Origin of the sequence: Pseudoalteromonas arctica (assembly GCF_012927645.1) — a bacterium.
Lineage (GTDB): Bacteria > Pseudomonadota > Gammaproteobacteria > Enterobacterales > Alteromonadaceae > Pseudoalteromonas > Pseudoalteromonas arctica_A.
In genome coordinates this window covers 16,672-34,803 of sequence record NZ_JABBMT010000036.1, presented here as the reverse complement: position 1 = coordinate 34,803, position 18,132 = coordinate 16,672, and the positions used below count along the sequence as shown (strand labels likewise).

The 18,132-nt window shown below is 38.2% G+C and carries 14 protein-coding genes, 3 tRNA genes and 1 pseudogene; 5 read left to right on the top strand and 13 right to left on the bottom strand.

Going from position 1 to position 18,132, the window contains the following annotated elements; translation table 11 throughout:
• Window positions 1-455 precede the first annotated feature (455 nt).
• The 5 genes from HHO47_RS16510 to nudE all read right to left on the bottom strand — a co-directional run bounded on the left by HHO47_RS16510 (window position 456) and on the right by nudE (window position 2,498).
• Window positions 456-532 (bottom strand) — tRNA-Met (locus HHO47_RS16510).
• Between the two features lie 151 nt (window positions 533-683).
• Window positions 684-760, bottom strand: a tRNA-Met gene (locus tag HHO47_RS16505).
• Window positions 761-916: 156 nt separating this feature from the next.
• Window positions 917-993, bottom strand: a tRNA-Met gene (locus HHO47_RS16500).
• A 142-nt stretch (window positions 994-1,135) separates the two neighbouring features.
• Entirely contained in the window at window positions 1,136-1,933 is a 798-nt protein-coding gene (gene cysQ / locus HHO47_RS16495) for a 3'(2'),5'-bisphosphate nucleotidase CysQ (protein ID WP_169021286.1), read from the bottom strand.
• Window positions 1,926-2,498, bottom strand: a complete 573-nt coding sequence (gene nudE, locus HHO47_RS16490; protein ID WP_211183755.1) for an ADP compounds hydrolase NudE — start codon at window positions 2,496-2,498, stop codon at window positions 1,926-1,928. The genes cysQ and nudE overlap by 8 nt, the downstream gene beginning before the upstream one ends.
• Before the next feature lie 62 nt (window positions 2,499-2,560).
• On the opposite strand from nudE, the gene yrfG reads away from it, so the two are divergent.
• Window positions 2,561-3,211: a GMP/IMP nucleotidase gene (yrfG, locus tag HHO47_RS16485; RefSeq protein WP_169021284.1), complete on the top strand. Its 651-nt coding sequence runs from the start codon at window positions 2,561-2,563 to the stop codon at window positions 3,209-3,211.
• On the opposite strand, the pseudogene HHO47_RS16480 reads toward yrfG, so the two are convergent.
• A pseudogene (locus HHO47_RS16480) lies at window positions 3,208-3,378 on the bottom strand (dUTP diphosphatase); the annotation flags it as partial. The gene yrfG and the pseudogene HHO47_RS16480 sit on opposite strands and share 4 nt — an antisense overlap.
• A 267-nt stretch (window positions 3,379-3,645) precedes the next feature.
• Here HHO47_RS16480 and dut point away from each other — a divergent pair.
• Complete coding sequence (gene dut, locus HHO47_RS16475; RefSeq protein WP_130256122.1) at window positions 3,646-4,101, top strand: dUTP diphosphatase; 456 nt, start codon at window positions 3,646-3,648, stop codon at window positions 4,099-4,101.
• Between the two features lie 133 nt (window positions 4,102-4,234).
• Here dut and HHO47_RS16470 read toward each other — a convergent pair whose 3' ends face one another.
• Window positions 4,235-4,888 (bottom strand): hypothetical protein, encoded by a 654-nt coding sequence (locus tag HHO47_RS16470; RefSeq protein WP_169021283.1) that lies wholly within the window; start codon window positions 4,886-4,888, stop codon window positions 4,235-4,237.
• 138 nt (window positions 4,889-5,026) lie between these two features.
• Here HHO47_RS16470 and HHO47_RS16465 point away from each other — a divergent pair, with 138 nt between their 5' ends.
• Entirely contained in the window at window positions 5,027-5,281 is a 255-nt protein-coding gene (locus HHO47_RS16465; RefSeq protein WP_169021282.1) for a helix-turn-helix domain-containing protein, read from the top strand.
• 256 nt (window positions 5,282-5,537) lie between these two features.
• Complete coding sequence (locus tag HHO47_RS16460) at window positions 5,538-7,277, top strand: hypothetical protein (RefSeq protein ID WP_169021281.1); 1,740 nt, start codon at window positions 5,538-5,540, stop codon at window positions 7,275-7,277.
• A 13-nt stretch (window positions 7,278-7,290) separates the two neighbouring features.
• Here HHO47_RS16460 and HHO47_RS16455 read toward each other — a convergent pair whose 3' ends face one another.
• From HHO47_RS16455 to HHO47_RS16430, 6 genes are read right to left on the bottom strand one after another with little or no spacing between them, the layout of a single operon-like run.
• Window positions 7,291-8,325 (bottom strand): hypothetical protein, encoded by a 1,035-nt coding sequence (locus HHO47_RS16455; protein WP_169021280.1) that lies wholly within the window; start codon window positions 8,323-8,325, stop codon window positions 7,291-7,293.
• 3 nt (window positions 8,326-8,328) lie between these two features.
• A complete protein-coding gene (locus tag HHO47_RS16450; RefSeq protein WP_169021279.1) occupies window positions 8,329-11,820 on the bottom strand; it encodes a DEAD/DEAH box helicase family protein in 3,492 nt (1,163 codons plus the stop codon).
• A gap of 60 nt (window positions 11,821-11,880) precedes the next feature.
• Window positions 11,881-13,092: a restriction endonuclease subunit S gene (locus HHO47_RS19675; protein ID WP_169021278.1), complete on the bottom strand. Its 1,212-nt coding sequence runs from the start codon at window positions 13,090-13,092 to the stop codon at window positions 11,881-11,883.
• On the bottom strand, window positions 13,089-14,720 hold the full coding sequence (locus HHO47_RS16440) for a type I restriction-modification system subunit M (RefSeq protein ID WP_169021277.1): 1,632 nt from the start codon (window positions 14,718-14,720) through the stop codon (window positions 13,089-13,091). Before HHO47_RS16440 ends, HHO47_RS19675 begins: the two co-directional genes overlap by 4 nt.
• A gap of 37 nt (window positions 14,721-14,757) precedes the next feature.
• Entirely contained in the window at window positions 14,758-16,761 is a 2,004-nt protein-coding gene (locus tag HHO47_RS16435; RefSeq protein WP_169021276.1) for an ATP-binding protein, read from the bottom strand.
• Window positions 16,762-16,770: 9 nt separating this feature from the next.
• On the bottom strand, window positions 16,771-17,640 hold the full coding sequence (locus tag HHO47_RS16430) for a WYL domain-containing protein (protein WP_169021275.1): 870 nt from the start codon (window positions 17,638-17,640) through the stop codon (window positions 16,771-16,773).
• Window positions 17,641-17,769: 129 nt separating this feature from the next.
• Here HHO47_RS16430 and HHO47_RS19205 point away from each other — a divergent pair, with 129 nt between their 5' ends.
• Window positions 17,770-18,024 (top strand): MbcA/ParS/Xre antitoxin family protein, encoded by a 255-nt coding sequence (locus HHO47_RS19205; protein WP_211183754.1) that lies wholly within the window; start codon window positions 17,770-17,772, stop codon window positions 18,022-18,024.
• The last annotated feature ends 108 nt before the right edge of the window (window positions 18,025-18,132 follow it).

The following is an 18,132-nucleotide window of genomic DNA, read 5'->3' as shown; positions in this document are numbered from 1 at the left end:
TCGATTCATTCTTACAATTTATTTCAGTTGGTTGCGGGAGCCGGATTTGAATAGGTGGCCTTTGCTGGCTAATGGAGAGCTGAGACCGACGAGCTATTTATTTCACTGAATTTCAGACATAAAAAAAACACTCATTAAGAGTGTCGATTCATTCTTACAATTTATTTCAGTTGGTTGCGGGAGCCGGATTTGAATAGATGGCCTTTGCTGGCTAATGGAGAGCTGATACCGACGAGCTATTTATTTCACTGAATTTCAGACATAAAAAAACACTCATTAAGAGTGTCGATTCATTCTTACAATTTATTTCAGTTGGTTGCGGGAGCCGGATTTGAATAGGTGGCCTTTGCTGGCTAATGGAGAGCTGAGACCGACGAGCTATTTATTTCACTGAATTTCAGACATAAAAAAACACTCATTAAGAGTGTCGATTCATTCTTACAATTTATTTCAGTTGGTTGCGGGAGCCGGATTTGAACCGACGACCTTCGGGTTATGAGCCCGACGAGCTACCAGGCTGCTCCATCCCGCGCCTGAAATATTAAGTATTATTTTACTTCTTACTTAATTAAAGAAGTCAGCCAACTCTCTAAAATAATTGCTTGCGGGAGCTGTGAAAGGTGAAGAGTGAACCGACGACCTTTATAAACTACCTACAGTAACCTAAAACCTTTAAAGAAAATTGGTTGCGGGAGCCGGATTTGAACCGACGACCTTCGGGTTATGAGCCCGACGAGCTACCAGGCTGCTCCATCCCGCGCCTGTATATTTTAAGTCTATCGACTAGTGATTTTTAACTCTCACCAAGAGCTTTACAGTAACCTCTAAAGGAAATTGGTTGCGGGAGCTGTGAAAGTGAAGAGTGAACCGACGACCTTTCAAAACTACCTATTGCACCAAATTTCAATAAAGAAATTGGTTGCGGGAGCCGGATTTGAACCGACGACCTTCGGGTTATGAGCCCGACGAGCTACCAGGCTGCTCCATCCCGCGCCTGTAATTTCTTATTCAACAATTTCGCGTTATTTGCGAGCCTGTTTCGAAGAGAGCGCTATAGTATAGGAATCATATTATAATGCAACAGTTAAACTGCTTAAAACGGTTCAACCGAACAAAAAGCAAACAAACAGAGTGATTAAAGCGCTCTTTGGTGTGGACTGATCATTTTTTGCCACTCCCAATCAGGGTGACCCATCACTATAAAATCAGGGTTCTCTGTGCTCTCACGCTGATTGTAGGTTAACGGATTAAATTCAGCATCAGTAATACAGCCACCTGCTTCTTCAACAATTATCTGCGATGCTCCTGTATCCCACTCACCTGTTGGCCCTATCCGTAAAAAGCAGTCAGCTTTACCTTCAGCAACAATACAGGCTTTTAAAGAGCATGAACCTACAGCAACAGTTGTAAACTGAGCGTTCAAGTATTGGCTAACGGCTTCAATTTTTTGACGACGACTAACAGCCAAAGTTAAATTATCTGGAGTGGCAACATTGATCTGCTGCTCTACGCCATCAACACGCTTAAATGCACCATTTTGATAACTGGCAAAATAAGTTGTTTCTTTCGCTGGCCAATAAATTACCCCAAGCACTGGCCGATTGTTTTCAATTAAAGCGATATTTACCGCAAAGTCGCCGCTTTCTAAAATAAACTCACCAGTACCGTCCATTGGATCGAGTAACCAATAACGCTGCCAATCTTGTCTATCTGCTAAAGCAGGGATAGGTGTCTCTTCTGACATAATAGGAATATCTGGCGCCAGTGCTTTTAATCCAGCAACTAACACATCGTTAGCGGCTAAATCGGCTTTAGTGACAGGTGTGTGATCTGACTTCTCTTGCTGGCCAATATCATCTTTCTTGTAAATAGCCATAATCACAGCCCCAGCGCTTTGCGCAAGCTCAATACATGGCTCAAGTAATTCAATCATTCGCAGCTCCTGATTCTAAATACTTAGTTAATAATAGCAAAGCTGCAACACTTCGTGCTTCAGTGAAGTCTGATTGTTGTAATAATGACTGCCAATCGGTTAAGGGCCACTTAACAACCACGAGTGGTTCTGGCTCGTCCCCGACTAAAGTTTGCGGATAAAGTTGTTGCGCAAACAATATGTGCATCGTGGCGTTAAAGTAACTAGGTGCCATAGAAACCACTTTCAGTGGCTGAAGTTGCTCAGCACCAAAGCCAACTTCTTCTTTTAATTCTCGGTTTGCTGCTTGTTCTGGTGTTTCGCCAGGATCAATTAAGCCTTTTGGGAAGCCTAGTTGATAATCATTGGTGCCAGCACAGTATTCACGCACTAACAGTAATTTATTATCTGCTGTTAATGGCACTATCATAACAGCCCCTCGGCCACCGCCGCGGATCCGTTCGTATTGACGCTGCTCGTCATTTGAAAATTTTAATTCAAGTGATTCCACCGTAAATAATCGGCTTTTAGCAACAACTGCGGTGCGAAGAATTTGTGGTGGTGTTGGGTGCTTTTTCTGTGTCATTGGCATTAATTTGCTATCATGGCAGTTAAGTTTAATAATAAACCCTATAAGATGAAATTCCTATGTTAAATTGGTCAAAAATCGATACTGTGCTGCTAGATATGGATGGCACTTTGCTCGATCTCCATTTTGATAATCACTTTTGGCTAACGGTGATCCCCGAACAACTCGCTATAGCAAAGAATATGAGTTTGGCACAAGCCCAAGCGGACATATTAAAACGCTACCAAGCTGTTAGCGGGCAAATTCAGTGGTATTGTTTAGATTACTGGGAACAACAACTTAATTTACCTATTATGGAGCTGAAATATCAGCACCAACACCTCATTAAAATGCGCGAGGATGTACCTGAATTCTTAACATCGTTGCGAAAAGCAGGTAAAGAATTGATTTTACTTACCAATGCACACCCAGAAAGTGTCATGCTCAAATTTGAAAAAACCAATATTGATAACTATTTAGATGGTGTGGTGTCGACTCATCAATATGGTGTAAGTAAAGAGCAGCAAAGCTTATGGCAGCAAGTACAACTCGATTTAGCTTTTGATAAGCAACGTACGCTGTTCGTTGACGACAGTTTAGCGGTACTAAACGCCGCAAAAGAATATGGTATTGGCCATTTATTGGCGGTTGCAAACCCAGATAGTAAACAACCGCACAATGAAATCAGTGACTATTTAAGCGTCACTGATTTTCGTGACATGCTGCCTTAATTTTTTGGGTAGCGAGCCTCTAAGCCTTGGTATACAAGCTTTGCAAAATCTGCATGTTCCGTATCAAGGCTTTTAACTACCTCAACTAAATGCTCGTTATCTTCTTGGCCATTCCACACTTTAATATAGCTACCATCTTTATAACCATGATCTTGACGGAAGAAGGAACTTACCCCAGAATTTTGTACCTTTTACGTATTTATTTTTATCAGCTCTTATTTTTATTGATATAAAAAATTATCTCACTCAATTTTAAAGGTACGAAAATAAAGATACGAAATTTAAACCACTAATTTTAGATGTAGCTCACATAAAGCAAGTACGAATTATGATAATATTCCATCATAAATCTTTGGTTAAATAAGCGAAGCTAATCCTACCTAAAAGATATAAATATCACTTTATAAGATTGTAGTAAATACTCGGAGCACTCCATGAAACAAGTAGAAGTAAAAATTTTAAACCCAAAAGTAGGAAATGAGATTCCATTACCTACATATGCAACAGACGGTTCAGCTGGAGTTGATCTTCGTGCATGCATTGATGAGCCATTAACATTAGAACCAGGTCAAACAGAGTTAATCCCAACTGGTATTGCTATTCATATGAAGAGCAAAGATATGGCGGCAACAATTTTACCTCGTTCAGGCTTAGGCCATAAGCATGGTATTGTTCTAGGCAACCTAGTTGGCTTAATTGATTCAGACTATCAAGGGCAATTATTCATTTCTTGCTGGAACCGTGGCAATGACACATTTACTATTGAACCAGCAGATAGAATTGCACAACTGATGTTCATTCCAGTTATCCAACCTGAGTTCCAGTTGGTTGAAGAGTTTGATGAGAGTGAGCGTGGTGAAGGTGGTTTTGGCCATTCTGGTCGTAAATAAGTTGCAATACAGTTAACAAGTTCTTACTAGGCTAGTTAATTTGAATAAGTGTGATTACCGAGTGACATGTTTCCTTGGTAATCACACTGCTACAACTAAAGTTGATAAATAACGTTAGTGATAATGTTAATAATTACACCCTACTTATAATTTCAGGTAACGTTAAAATTTTGGGCCGTGTGTTTTGCCCTTTTGTCCACTGAAGATAAGGTTGAACATAATTTCGTTCTAGGTAATCTGCTGCATACTCACTAAAACCTAGCATTTTCTCCTTATATAGAACGAATTTAACTCCAGATGGAGCAACCCATTCAAATTTATCTTGGCTTTGAGCAATATGATGCAAGCTCATTATTGTTTCAGATAATCTGACTGAGTCTACGTCCTTATGTGTGCAATTCATAAATATTCTATATCTAATGATTCTTTGATCTTCTGTATTAGGCAAACGTAATATTGCCCATGCGTCAGGGATTAAGAAATTTACTTCACTGTCCTCAACTCGAAAATCAAATTTAAACCTGAAAAGGCGTGTTAAGTCTATTTCATCTCTATCTACTTGTTGAATGCCTGCTAGGCCAAATTTATCTAATTGATACTTTAGAAATTTATAGCATTTAGCAATATTAATATTGTTGTTATGAAACTGCGCATTATCACGGTGAAGTTGCTCTGCTAGACCATCCAGGGCCGGCTCCCCAATTTTTATGTTAAGCAATATACGAAGAGCCCCTGAACCTAGCATATGCTTGAATTCTTTGAACATCTCTTTTTTTTCTTCATTCATGTATACCTCAGCCGTCTGATACCTAATGACATTAGCTATTAGTTTTTAATATAATATTGGCAACAAAACAGCACCAAAGTATCATTATATCTTGGCACAGTTTTGTTGCCAAGTGGGTTATGCAATAGAGTTCATGCCATGATTAAGCATATAAACGATTCCCGTTATAAAGCCTTGATAGAATGGCTAAAAGCTGCTCGTAAAGAGCAGGGATTAACTGTACGCGATCTAGGTGAATTATTGGGTGAGCCCCACCAATTTGTGGTAAGAATAGAAACTTGTGAAAGAAAGCTAAATGTATTCGAGTATGTTCAGTATTGTCATGCTTTGAAGCTAAATCCTACTTTAGGGATAGAGAAACTGGAATCTTCAACTTATATCACCTTAAAATAACTTTAGTGAAGATGAAAAAAAAGGCGCTAAAAGCGCCTTTTTAAAAGGATTGGTCTCAGACTCTCCGGGAATTACCCACAGTCAAAAGTGGAGACCGTTTTTTTCTGAATCAACAGTTACTAATGAACTATTGATGTTAATTCGATAAACTGATTATAACTAACTTTAAATGGCTGCGCAATAATTGAGAATACAAAACAACATTAGCCGAGATCTAGAAAAACAACAACTGTTTTTTTTAGAGTGCTGGGCAAGTATGAGTAATGTACGGAGCCTAGATAGCGACCGAGTTTCATATAACAACATTTTAAATTCCGTTCTAGAGCTTCTAGATCTCTATTCATTGGGAACAAAGCATAGAGCAGCAGAAAAAAGATTGCATGTAGTTGAAGAGCTTAATCAGTTAATGGATACAAATGAGTTGCTTCTTAGACCTGAATTTAAAGAAATACCTCAACAGTTAAAAAGTATTTTTAAGGAACACGGTAAGCCTTTAGAAGAACAAAAAGAGCTTATTATTAGCTTTTTAGAAGAGTTAAAAGAGCTGCTAGAAGAACATTACCGAAGTGTTTCAATAGAAGAGTTAACCAGCCTATTACACGATGGCGCTGATCATTCTGAAAGCTCATTAGTTAAAATTTATAACCAAACAAATGCATTAATTAGCCACCTTATTACATTGGGTATGCCTACATCAGAATGTTATTTACTTTGCAGAAACTTTCTGATCAAAAGAAGGCCGCATATAGCGTTTTTAGATGCATTTAACAGTTTAGCAAACAACGTAACAATTACAGCTCAAAAATACAGTGTAAAGTTATCATTAGATAACAAAGCACTATATGAATTACTTACGCAAACATCAGTAGTAACACTCGGAGAGTGTCAATTTACTGTTCAGGAAAGAGAAGAGAATGACAGGAGTTATATAATAAACTCTACTATTCATGTTCATTCAATTTCATTTAGCGCAGCAAGAGATATAGCAGAAAAGAAGTTAATGCAAGCGATCGATCTCTTTTCTTATTTTCTTGGTAAAAATCAAATTAGTATACTTGTTAGGGCTGATATAACAGACGAGAGTGGTCAAACCAAAAACCTTCCTAGATTTGATAAAGATCTCGAGAACTCATTAGATAGATGGATTGATGATGATCTCTCAGTCTACATGGATGCGGTTACTCATTTAAGAAAAAAAGGCTCTCAAAAAACCAGCAATAAAATAAGTGCTGCTTTTAGGTTCTTTCAAAACGGGGTGAATGAAAAAGGATTGGAAAGTCGCTTCACTGCATTCTGGTCTGCATTAGAATCTTTAACGTTAATTGAAGAAAACAGTAACTTAAAACACGATGAACATGTCATAAATGCTGTTCTCCCATGTATAGCCATGGATTATCCATTAAAGCAATTGTTTGCATTCAGAGGTTGTGCAAAAGCACTTGATTGGGAACCAATCAATTTGAATGGTTCCCCTTTTACTATTCAATCTTCTAATCTTGGTGAAATTTATACAGCGCTAAAAAATACAGATTTCGTAGAGGAAGTTAATAGACGCCTAGAAGCTTATCCATATGCGCAGTTTAGGTTCAGTAAATTTATAGGCCTTTGTTCATCCCCATTCAATCTGGCTCAAAAAATTGAGGCTCATCAACGTAAAGTTGAATTGCACATTAATCGACTTTATCGAATTAGAAATGCAATTGTTCACAATGCCACTTCACATGAACGACTCGAACTATTGGTTGTAAATCTTGAACATTATTTAAGAAGTACGTTAAACGCACTTTTTTATACTGTTGAAAAATCCAGTAGCATAACTTCTTCAGAGGAAGCTTTTATACGCTATCAGTATGAAGCAAATAAGATATTTGAAGAAATGGATCCATCTTTAAAAGAAGCAGTGAGAAAAAGAGAAGGTAAACAAAAATCAATCAGAGAAGGTAGTGTTGCAGTTTCAGACACTATGCTAATAAACTGGTTAAATATGCACGGATAACAAGCTACTATAGCTAATTTTCATATTGCTCAATAAGCCCAATGATTTTCTTTGTATCGATTAAAGGGCTACCAGTTGTAAAACTTGATTCCACTGCTTTTTTATTTTTTCTTAAGTTAGGGTGAAGGTGATCAGGCCCGTAATCAACATCATGATGGTTGGCAGAATCAATTCTAGCAACCTCTTTTCCCTTAGAGTCAATAATCATATATGCGTAATCACACAAATCATCAAGCCTAAATATACCTTTCAATCCTGAAGGACGAATTAAAGTTAAAGTGTTATTGCTGGCTTTCAAAAGTTCACAACCTAAAGCCTCAGGCAACCAATTTTTAACTTCGTAAAAATGCTCTTCAGCCCCCAAAGGCATCACTTTTATTGGTGAAGGTTGATCATATGCCTTAGCCAAATATTCAATTAAACTGTTTTCATCCTTTGCTATATCAATATGCTTACTACAAAGATTAAAACCAAGCATAAAGCCCTTTTGAGCACTAAGAGTTGAACTGACCATCTGGTATTCATCGTTACCACAAACTAAACAACCAGTAGTATTTAAAAACATCGCCTTTTCTACATTGGTCGATTCTGTCCTACCTTCGAATAACCCTTTAAAAAGCTTTGTTTCTTTAGACTGACGCTCCCTGAATGCTTTAATTCTTTTTTTGAAATTATGCTCTTCAATGAGAAGTCCAAAATCATGTGCTGAAATAATGGGTAATTTAATACCGTTAACCTCAAACTTTGATTTAAGCTGAGGTACCTCAAATAACTTAGCTGTTTGAATGAAATAGTTTCTCCCAATAGGGTATCTATCAGTATGTTTATAAAATGCGGAAAAATAAAAAATGCCTCCTTCTGCATATATATGAGCAGAATCAGCCTGTCTCATCATTATAGCTAGCTCATCGAAACTTCTTAATTCTATTCCTTGAAACGGCATCACATCTTGAATCAAATGACACAAAATAGCCTGAGCACAAACATCAGCAGATTTACCACTACCAGTAGAGGCTATGGTTTCCTCGACAATCTCTCTAGTATTCATTATTTACTCACCCACTGCTTGTGCTTCCACACGTTTAATACGGTTTCTCAAATCCATCACTGCACCATCGTCAAACAAACCAAAAACTCCTTCAAAGTGAATATCTGAAAATGGTGGCTTCGCTAGCATGGCTGGGCTCATTACGCCGTTTTGAGTCAGGAAGTCGATAATGGTATTTACAAAGCGTATTTGTTGGCTGTTAAATTTAGCTTCATCTAGGTAGTCGGCAAAGGCTTCTTTAGCTGCGCCTCGGTCTAAACCAACTAGCTCACGAATAAACACACCGAGTGATTTATCAGGGTGAATAGTTGATTGATAGGTTTCAATGTTATCAATGCCACTGGCTTCAAATAACTTATTGTCTAATTCTTCCAAATCTAATTTGGTGATCGGTTGATTACGCTTAATGCGCTGTATGGTTAAGTTGTCTTGGTTTTCTTTGATGTAAGACTCAACTTTTTTGCGGTATAACTCTAAACCACCATCTTGGCCAAACTCATACACGCCTTCGTTTTCATGCACGCCTAACACTTCATCTTGGAAGTTGGTGTAAACCACACCTGTACTTTCTTTTTCGATAAAGCGCATTAATAAACGCAATTTACGGCGAGTTTGCTCTAGCTCTTCTAGTGTCAAGTCAGTCCAGAAGTTCGCTGATTGCACGTATTGCAGCCATTCGAGTTGTTCACCCACCGCAGGTACGCTTGCTTTGCTTTCAAGTTTCGCGGCAATTTGGTTAAGCTTATCGCGGTAGAAGTCAGTAATTCCTGTTTTCTCTGTTAACGCTAATTGCATGGTTAGCATCATGTGGTCAAAACGCAACGCTAACTCTTCTTCTTTCTCATCAGGCTCTAACGGCTCAGCTTCTGTTGGTAACACCGATACTTGCTTCTCAAGCTCAGCTAAGTGCTCATTAGTTAACTTAAACCAGGTATCAAGTTTTTGATATTTCTCTACCACTTGTCGATTTGGGCGGACAATAAAGTTGTCCAGGTTCATTCCAGCGACACGGTTATGCAGCGTATCAATCAAGTAACGTTGATATTCTGCACCGTAAATACCAAATTGTTCATTATCAATTAGCTGTTGCGATATGGTTAGGCGTTTTTCAAAGATGGCTTGCGAGAGCGATTTAGCACCATTATCTTTGGCACCATCAGGGTTCATCTCAAAATATTCAAAGTTCTTACAACAATCGAACACTTTAAAGAAAAGCTTGTTATCTTCAGGGCCAAATAGGTTTTCACACAAGCGAGTACCACGGCCAAGCATTTGTAAAAACTTAACTTTCGATTTAATCACCTTGAAGAACATTAAGTTAACCACTTCAGGTACATCAACACCGGTATCAAGCATATCTACAGATACAGCAATCGTTAGTGGAATATTAGGGTCTGAAGGTTTCTTCTCGCCTTTAAACTCTTCAATTAGTGAATCGGCATAGGTCTCTTTATAAGTAATAACCCGAGCAAACTTACCTTTATATTTACGGTAATTTGCATCAAAACGCTCGACAATAAATTCAGCGTGGTCGTTATTAGCGGCAAATATTATGGTTTTACCCAATCTATCACCACCGGCAACTTTAACGCCACGTTCCATTAATATTTCAAGCGCTTTATCTACAGTATCTTCATTAAATAAGAACTTATTTACTTCAGATGGTAGTACCTCGTCTTTATCTTCAAGCTGCTCTTTGCTTTCCCACTCTTCTTTTTCATCTTCAGAAAGCTCAGTATATTTAATACCTTTACGAATAAAACCTAAATCGACTTGTACATCTTTAGGTGGTACTAAAAACTTATCGTCTATCGCTTCTTTTAATTCATAAGCATACGTTGGGTCGCCGTCTGGCTGCTCAAAAATATCAAAGGTGTTTTTATCAATTTCGTTCTTTGGTGTTGCGGTTAAACCAAGCAATAAAGCATCAAAATAATCAAAAATGTATCGATACTTTTTATAAACACTTCGGTGCGCTTCATCAACAATGACTAAATCAAAATGGCCCACACCAAATAGTCGCGTATCAGGCGCGGCGCTCAACAAATTCAACATGGTTGGATAGGTTGAAAAGTACAGCCGGCCTTTTAATGCACTGGTGCCACTTGATAGTATTTCAGGTGACGACTTAGGCAGAAGTTTTGAGAATTCTTTTTTTGCTTGGTTTACTAACGCATTACGATCAGCCAAAAACAGAATATTCTTAGCCCAACCTGCACGCATTAAAATATCAACCAAGGCGATGGTAGTACGGGTTTTACCTGTCCCTGTTGCCATTACCAATAATGACTTACGTTGTTTTTCAGCGTCAAACTGCTCACAAACAGATTCAATCGCTAAGCGCTGATAGGGTCTACCTTTACCGGCAATATTAGTATCTAGTTCTACGTCTTTAAGCTGTTTTGCTAAGGTGCGCCTGTCAATCAGGCGCTGCATTTCGTCTTGGTTTAAAAAGCCTTGAACAGAGCGAGGAATGTAATTTTCATCATCCCAAAAGTAGATATCGTAACCATTGGTATAATAAATTAGGGGGCGCTGACCGCCACTCTTTCCACCGAACTGGGGATCGTTCTGTAGGCAATTGGCATATAGCTCAGCCTGCCGGCGGCCTTCTTTAGAATTAACAGTAGTGCGCTTAGCTTCAACTACGGCTAGCGGTTTACCGTCTTTACCCCAAAGCACATAATCAACAAAACCATTACCCTTGGGGTTTTGCTTTGAGATCGGCATACCACTAACAGGAAACTCTTTAACGTTGGCCGCATCTAAATTCCAGCCCATTTCTTTTAGGTACTGGTCAATTATAAAAGTGCGAGTTTCCGCTTCGTTATAGTCGTGTGGGTCTTTAACTTGTTCAGCGACTTTGGCATTTTGTGCTTTTTGTTCGGCTAACTGTTGTTGCAGCGCTTTTAATTGATTTTGCAGCTCAAGGTTTTGGTTAAGCTCTTTATCAAGCTTTTCTTGGTGTTTATTATCTCGCTCAGTTAGCTGCTTTTGTAATTCTTTTAACTTCTTAGCGCTGTTCATTACTAAGGAAGCGTCAACTTGTATGGTTTGCGGTACTTTAGTTAAATCGAATACTTGGTCTGTAGCAGGTTTTTCTTCGGTATTAGCTGAGGTATACGTACGGTAAAACCAATACAGAATATGATGTAGTTCTTTTAAGCTTTGTGTTGATTCAAGTTGCGATACTTTACGTTCACTATGCACGGCATTGTTACCGGCTTTTTGCACCGCTTTTATTTTAGGAAATATTGTACTGCCTAACGAGCGCTTAAACTCACTCTCGTTAATTAGAGTATTTAGGGTGGTGTCGTATTTAGGTTTACTTCTGGCAAGCCACGGGTCGAACTCGTACATCCAATGTACAAGTCGCTCAAGCGTATAGCGACTGTAAAAACAGCTAGATCGAGGGTCTGAATTAACCACAGCTTCCGCTTGTTTAGCGTGCTCTTGCAACTCAGGCCATTCGGTTAAAAAGTTGAAATTCGACATCTATCTTCCTTATCTAAAGCCCTTTATTAAGCCTTTTCCCAATACCTTTGGTAAGTGGCGTTATGCCACATTTTTCAATTCAAGTTCGCCTCTAAAGGCACGTTGCATAAGGCTTTGAAATAAGCTTTCATGCTCTAGAGATTTATCTGTTGCTTTCTTCAAATTTTTTCGATGCATATTAATTAATTTACAAAATAATTTTTGTTTCTCAATTGGTGGAAGAGGTATAGCAATAGAAGACAATATCTTTTGATTTATATTTTGTATGTTCGCGCCTTGGCCACCTTGTAACAAAGCTTGCTTCATAGATGATGTCTTAAATAAGTAACTCAAATATTCAGGTTCAACATTACTATCTTCAACCCTATATCGAATACAGAAACCACTAAAAGTTAAAGGCACTTTTTTCGGGTATACAGTCAAACAACGTCCAACTAACGCTTTGTTTCCGTTAGATCTCACGAAAACAATATCCCCTGACTGAATTAAGTAATCATCAGTGGGAACTTCATCGAGTTCTACAGTGCCTAATGGTTCTAAATTACTAATAAAATCCCATGACTTGAAGTTGCCAACCCCTAAATATTTTAAAGTATTACCAGACTCACCCTTCGCAAAGTTCAACCCATTTTTTAAAGACCCATGATTAGGCAAATAACTTATATTCCAACCTTTAGGGTTAGTTATAGGATCACCAAACATATCAAAAAATATGGAATGAGTGAGGGAATTAAGCTCTTTTTCCATTTGCTGGCATTGACCTCGCAAGGTATCAGCTTTTTCTAATACCGCCGCAATTTGCTTTTGTACGGGTAATGGTGGCAGTGGAATTGGTAGCCCTTTAAAGTGAGTTACAGTAAAGCTAGCTTGATTTACAGATTTCTTAGTTATTTTGGGTAACAGGTTAAGAAACAATTGGCTATTTAAATAATAGAAAACGAATTTTGGAAATACTCTTTCATTAGGTCTCAAGCACAATAAATTCATACCATGAATAAGGTCTTTCCTGTCTGAATCAAAAATAGCGCACTTACCGAGATGCTTTTCTGAATTGATGTGACTAATTAAAATATCACCAGGTCGCATCCTACGATCTTCGTATTCGTCATCTCCAATATTTGCATATCCACATTTATCAAAATTGATGGCCCTAGCGGCAATCGTTTCGATTCTTGTAATAGGCAACCCTGATGCTCCATCCATTTGCTTAATAGATGCTCCATTTCTAATGAAATCAGAAATTTCGCCTAGAGTAGATTTTTCCCAACTCACAACATCGCCTCCAGATCTGCAATACCTTTATCCATTGCTTGTTGCAGTTCTTTAATACGGTTCAAAATGACCTGTGGCTCGTCATACTGTACTTCTTTGTAAACCACTTCTTTGTAGCGATTAATGGATAAGTCATAGTCGTTACTGGTAATTTCAGCTACTGGCACATAAAAGCTTTGCTCAGTACGTTTGCGGCTGCTTTCGTCTTTACGTTGTTGCCAACGGTAGAGCACATCAGGGATATTATTAAGCTTATGGTTTGCATGCTCTGAAGGTGCTTTATCACTCTCTAGTAATGAAGTGTCAATTACATCAGCTTCAGTGGTTAACTCTAAATCTTTTATAAGCGGAGTGCGTTTATCATCTAACGAGAAACCATCGGCTTGCATGTCATAAAACCACACATTGTCTGTACCGCCACTGTTGGTTTTGGTAAAGAATAGTATCGCGGTAGATACACCCGCATAAGGCTTAAATACCCCTGAAGGTAGTGATACCACGGCATCTAGTTTATGGTCTTCAATAATGGCTTTTCGGATTTCTATATGTGATTTGGTAGAGCCAAATAATACGCCGTCTGGCACAATCACCGCTGCTCGACCACCCGGTTGTAACATACGTAAAATAAGCGCTAAGAACAGTAATTCGGTTTTTTCTGACGGGCCTTTTTTCGCCTTTTTGTTACCGTCTTCGTCAGTTTCAACTTTTGGTGCTGCTTTCTTTGGCGTTTTACCTAGTGCAGTTAATAAGTCAGGTGAAAGCTCATCGTAAGCAACACTGCCTTTAAATGGCGGGTTAGCTAAAATAAGCGTGTATTTATCGCTAATGTTTTGCTCACCGTAATCACTTAAGGAGTCTTTATATTCAACGGTTGGGTGTTCAACACCATGTAGCATTAAGTTCATGGCACCTATGCGTAACATGTGTTGGTCAAAGTCGTAAGCGTTAAACATTTTGTTATGAAAATGCTCGCTGTTTTCTGGCTTCATTAATTCATTTTCAAACTGTTTACGCACGTATTCTTCTGAGGCCATTAAGAAACCACAAGTGCCTGATGCAGGATCACAGATCACGTCTGACTTATTGCCATCAAGTTTAGGCTGCGTCATTTCAACCATCATTTGAATAATGTGACGAGGCGTTCGGAATTGGCCATTAGTACCTGAGCTTTGCAGCTTAGATAACATGTACTCGTATAAATCACCTTTGGTATCACGGTCATCCATCGGGATTTTGTCGATAAGGTTCACTACTTTATCGAGTACCTGAGCTTTAGGGATCATGAAAATGGCATCAGACATGTGTTTAGCAAAGGTCGTGTCTTCACCATTAATGGTTTTAATAAACGGGAATACCTTGTCTTTCACTAAATCAAACATCACTTGTGGGTCTAAGTTTTTAAACTTATTCCAACGATAATTTGCTTGTTCGGTAGCGAAGATTGGCTGAGCAATGTCAGTTTCAAGCAACATAGCTTGGCGCTCACGCGAGGTATGAATTTCATCCAAGCGGCGAATGAATAAGAGGTAAGTAAATTGCTCGATCACTGAGATAGGGTTGGTTACACCACCGGTCCAGAATACTTCCCAGATTTCGTCTACTTGATTTTTAAGTTTGCCTGTTAGCATTTGTGTTTTGCCTTAAATTCTTGAGTGTAAGTTAGTGCTAGTTAATACCTAACTTATGGAAAAATACTTTGTTGCGCATACCTGCGTCTTTTAACAATTTGTTCCAACTTAGTACTTCGATATATAAGTTGAGATTTGCGTGCCACCTGAAATAGCCTTTACGGTCTGGCATTGGTGTAAAGTCATGTTCTTCTTCTAACCAGGTTCTTACTTTTTTATCAAAATCACAGACTACATAACCATAAAATGGTGTGTTGTCTTCAATATTAATTTCTCGACCTTCTGGGGTTTCAAAATCACCATTTCTAATTTTACGAACATAACGAATAACCTGCTTAACCGGGTCATCTTTAGATGAAGGGTTGGCAAAGTCATTGCGTTTCGGTTTTTTAAATTCGAAGACCATAACAGGGTTACTGGCCTCGTTTTCTCCTCTAAATACAACACGCTTATCATAGGCTAGTAAATCAGGGCGATCTGAGTGATTTCCTTCAAGAGGTACGTCTGACGATAAATATTCAGTAAAATTTAATCGCTCATCGATAAGCCATAAGTTATGTTCTTGAAATGGTGTTTTTAGAGAGTCGCCTTTACGAGGAAAAATAATGTCGTGAACAACGCCTTCAGATGAAAATTTCCCATCATCACCTGATTCAAGACTCTTTTTGAAAATATCAATAACGCTGCACCTTAGCGCAACATAATGTGCCAAATCATTTTTATTTGAATCAGAAATACGACCTAAAATATCGGCCGCTTTATCGTGTAATGATTCAGTATCTTCAGACGCTAAAATAGCTTTAACATCTTTTTTCAATTCACCTTCAACATTAAATTTAGCTTTTTGAAATGTCAGTTCAATTTGCTCTTCTGAGGGATTCATCGGTAGGTCTGATATATCAACGGTATCAAGCATTTGCGTATGCCAAGGCGCTTCTTTATTGATGTAATCAACCACTAAACGCTGCTTTTTGCTCGTGCGTTTATTGACTTCTTCACATACAACCTCATGGGCAGTTTTTACCGCTTGCTCTTCAATTTGTACTTGCGATATACCGTATTGGAGGTCACTCTCTTTGCTGAAGTCGAAGTTTCCTCTTTCGAGAGAAACGTTATCATCTAAAAAGCATGAAAAAACATACACCTTCAATATAAAGTTTCTAGTTTTACCGGCACCATTGGTTTCACTAAACTCTTCTTCAAACTCAGGAATATAAGTTTGTATAGGTGTACTTGTTACTGTTCGCTTATGAGCAACCAAGTTAACTTGGCTTTTTTGTTGTTTAGGTGAGTAAAACTTAAACACTCGAACATCAAAAGCCTGATTGTTGCCGTTGTTTTCACCCAATATATACTCTTGGTTATAGCTTGTGAGTTCAATTATCGAATCTTTACCTTCTTTTTTAAGGTAATCGTTAAGCGTAATTGTCGCACCGTTGTATTCATCTTTAAGCACTACCGTTGGGCACGTATAACCTTCAGTACAAAAGTAAGGCAATAATTTTTCGAAAAGAGTACGAGCAATGGTTTTATGGCCTTTTTCAACAAACTTGGTTTTCTTAATAGATATTAATTCAGCTGTTGTGCCAGTATGGTCAAACTCTGTAGGGGTAATTTGTTCATTTTCAATGATGTCATTTTTCTTACCCATTTTGAATGAGCGGTTGAACTTAGTGTCACCATCAATGTAGTTACTCGAAATAACTAGATCTTCAAAATATTTAAGACAAGTAAAACGGCCAAAACCTTTGCCACCAATATCAATTTTGTGTTCTGAGTAAAGGGTATCAAACGAGGTTCGATTTTTATCGTTAAAGCCGACACCGTTATCTTTGACGGTAAAGCCAATAACGTCAGGAAGAGTATCAAAGCCTAAACCTTGTTGTTGTGCTCTTTTTATTAAGATTTCGACTTTGCCATCTGCATTATCGTTTTGTTCAATTGCTTGAATTGCGTTAACAACTAATTCAACCAATGGAGTATAAATATTGATACCAAACTTAATATTTTCTACTGCACGCCTAATGTTTACACTACTCATTTTATATCCTTATTTTGAGTTATAGCCTGGTGCAATAGCGAGGTTTTCAGCACCGTATAATGTTTGGCAGTTTTGTAAATAGAGCTGGTATTCTGGGCCTGAAAGTGAACCACTTTCAGAACAATCCACGTTCCAACGTCTTAATAAATATCCTGCCATTGCTGCACGCACATTGACTTCTAACATACCTTTTTCCATTCCAAAATCGAGCTTGATGGCTGTTGGGTGTTTAACATTATTTGGGTGCGGAATAATTTGTAACGGCACCATACGCATCCACTGATGATCTTCTAACTTATCTTCTTCAGGAGATGGTGTCTGTGCTTGAATTGTAACTTTGGTAATACGAGTTAATACAAAGTCCCTGAATGACTTTGATTTGCGATCATACGCTCTTATATGCCAACGTAAGCCGTTATCTACAATTGAGTGAGGCACGAGTTCTCTTGCACCCGAACCACTGCTTAAAGACGTATATATAACGCTAATAGGCTTTTGGTTGATAATCGCTTGAGATAGCTTAGCGATAATATCAATATCAGGTACGTTTAATGGGCTGGGTGATTCAATAGGAAATGAAGTATCGCCAATCGCATCAAAACCATCGCTAATATTGTTCGCTAACTTAATAAGGGTACGGCGAGCATCATGTTTAAATATGGGCTTGAATTGCGTTGTGATGAAGTATTTTTTTTCTACGTTGTCATACGCCATATTCCCAGGCGCATTGTCTTTGTAGAACTTTAAATCTCTGGTTGCTGCGGCAAGGCCTAATTCGAAATGACTCACTATTTCACTGCGAGTTACCATCCCAGTGAAATAGAGCTTAAAATCGATATAAGCTAAGCGCTGCTTCTGTGCAAAACTAAATTCGTCCATTCGATAAATCTGATTCTATTGACATTTTCTATTTGAATTGAAATAGTATGTCTCATTATGAGTTAGACAGCAAATAGATTTTATGCTTTAGTGTTGATACAGATCATCACTACTTAAAAGCTTAAATTTATGTCTAATAACAACTCAAAACCTTCAGTAGAAAAACATACTAATTTAACTGAGCTAGAGCATTTAAAATCTGAGCATTTTGATATTTATCAGGAATTGATGAACCAATTTAAATTTGATGATCAGATGTGCCAAGAGTGGCTGACTAAACCCAAGCGCCCGTTGCAAGGTAAGTCACCTTTTGAGCAGCTTTCCATTGATGCTGATGAAGTGATGAACATGCTAGTTCGCATGAGAACTGGTGATTTTTCTTGAAAAATAAGTGAAAGGTACGCTAAGTAGCTGAAATAATCCTGAGCAACAAGGGAAAAGGGTGGGTAAGGCCAAACCACGTTTCTATTTGTGAAATGTCGTTTGGCCTTT

Bases quoted from the DNA above. Each gene is read 5' to 3' on its own strand.
- HHO47_RS16450 (WP_169021279.1), bottom strand. From the start codon at position 11,820: ATGTCGAATTTCAACTTTTTAACCGAATGGCCTGAGTTGCAAGAGCAC.
- HHO47_RS16430 (WP_169021275.1), bottom strand. From the start codon at position 17,640: ATGGACGAATTTAGTTTTGCACAGAAGCAGCGCTTAGCTTATATCGAT.
- cysQ (WP_169021286.1), bottom strand. From the start codon at position 1,933: ATGATTGAATTACTTGAGCCATGTATTGAGCTTGCGCAAAGCGCTGGG.
- HHO47_RS16455 (WP_169021280.1), bottom strand. From the start codon at position 8,325: ATGAATACTAGAGAGATTGTCGAGGAAACCATAGCCTCTACTGGTAGT.
- yrfG (WP_169021284.1), top strand. From the start codon at position 2,561: ATGTTAAATTGGTCAAAAATCGATACTGTGCTGCTAGATATGGATGGC.
- HHO47_RS16465 (WP_169021282.1), top strand. From the start codon at position 5,027: ATGATTAAGCATATAAACGATTCCCGTTATAAAGCCTTGATAGAATGG.
- HHO47_RS19205 (WP_211183754.1), top strand. From the start codon at position 17,770: ATGTCTAATAACAACTCAAAACCTTCAGTAGAAAAACATACTAATTTA.
- HHO47_RS16470 (WP_169021283.1), bottom strand. From the start codon at position 4,888: ATGAATGAAGAAAAAAAAGAGATGTTCAAAGAATTCAAGCATATGCTA.
- nudE (WP_211183755.1), bottom strand. From the start codon at position 2,498: ATGACACAGAAAAAGCACCCAACACCACCACAAATTCTTCGCACCGCA.
- HHO47_RS16435 (WP_169021276.1), bottom strand. From the start codon at position 16,761: ATGAGTAGTGTAAACATTAGGCGTGCAGTAGAAAATATTAAGTTTGGT.
- HHO47_RS16440 (WP_169021277.1), bottom strand. From the start codon at position 14,720: ATGCTAACAGGCAAACTTAAAAATCAAGTAGACGAAATCTGGGAAGTA.
- HHO47_RS16460 (WP_169021281.1), top strand. From the start codon at position 5,538: ATGAGTAATGTACGGAGCCTAGATAGCGACCGAGTTTCATATAACAAC.
- dut (WP_130256122.1), top strand. From the start codon at position 3,646: ATGAAACAAGTAGAAGTAAAAATTTTAAACCCAAAAGTAGGAAATGAG.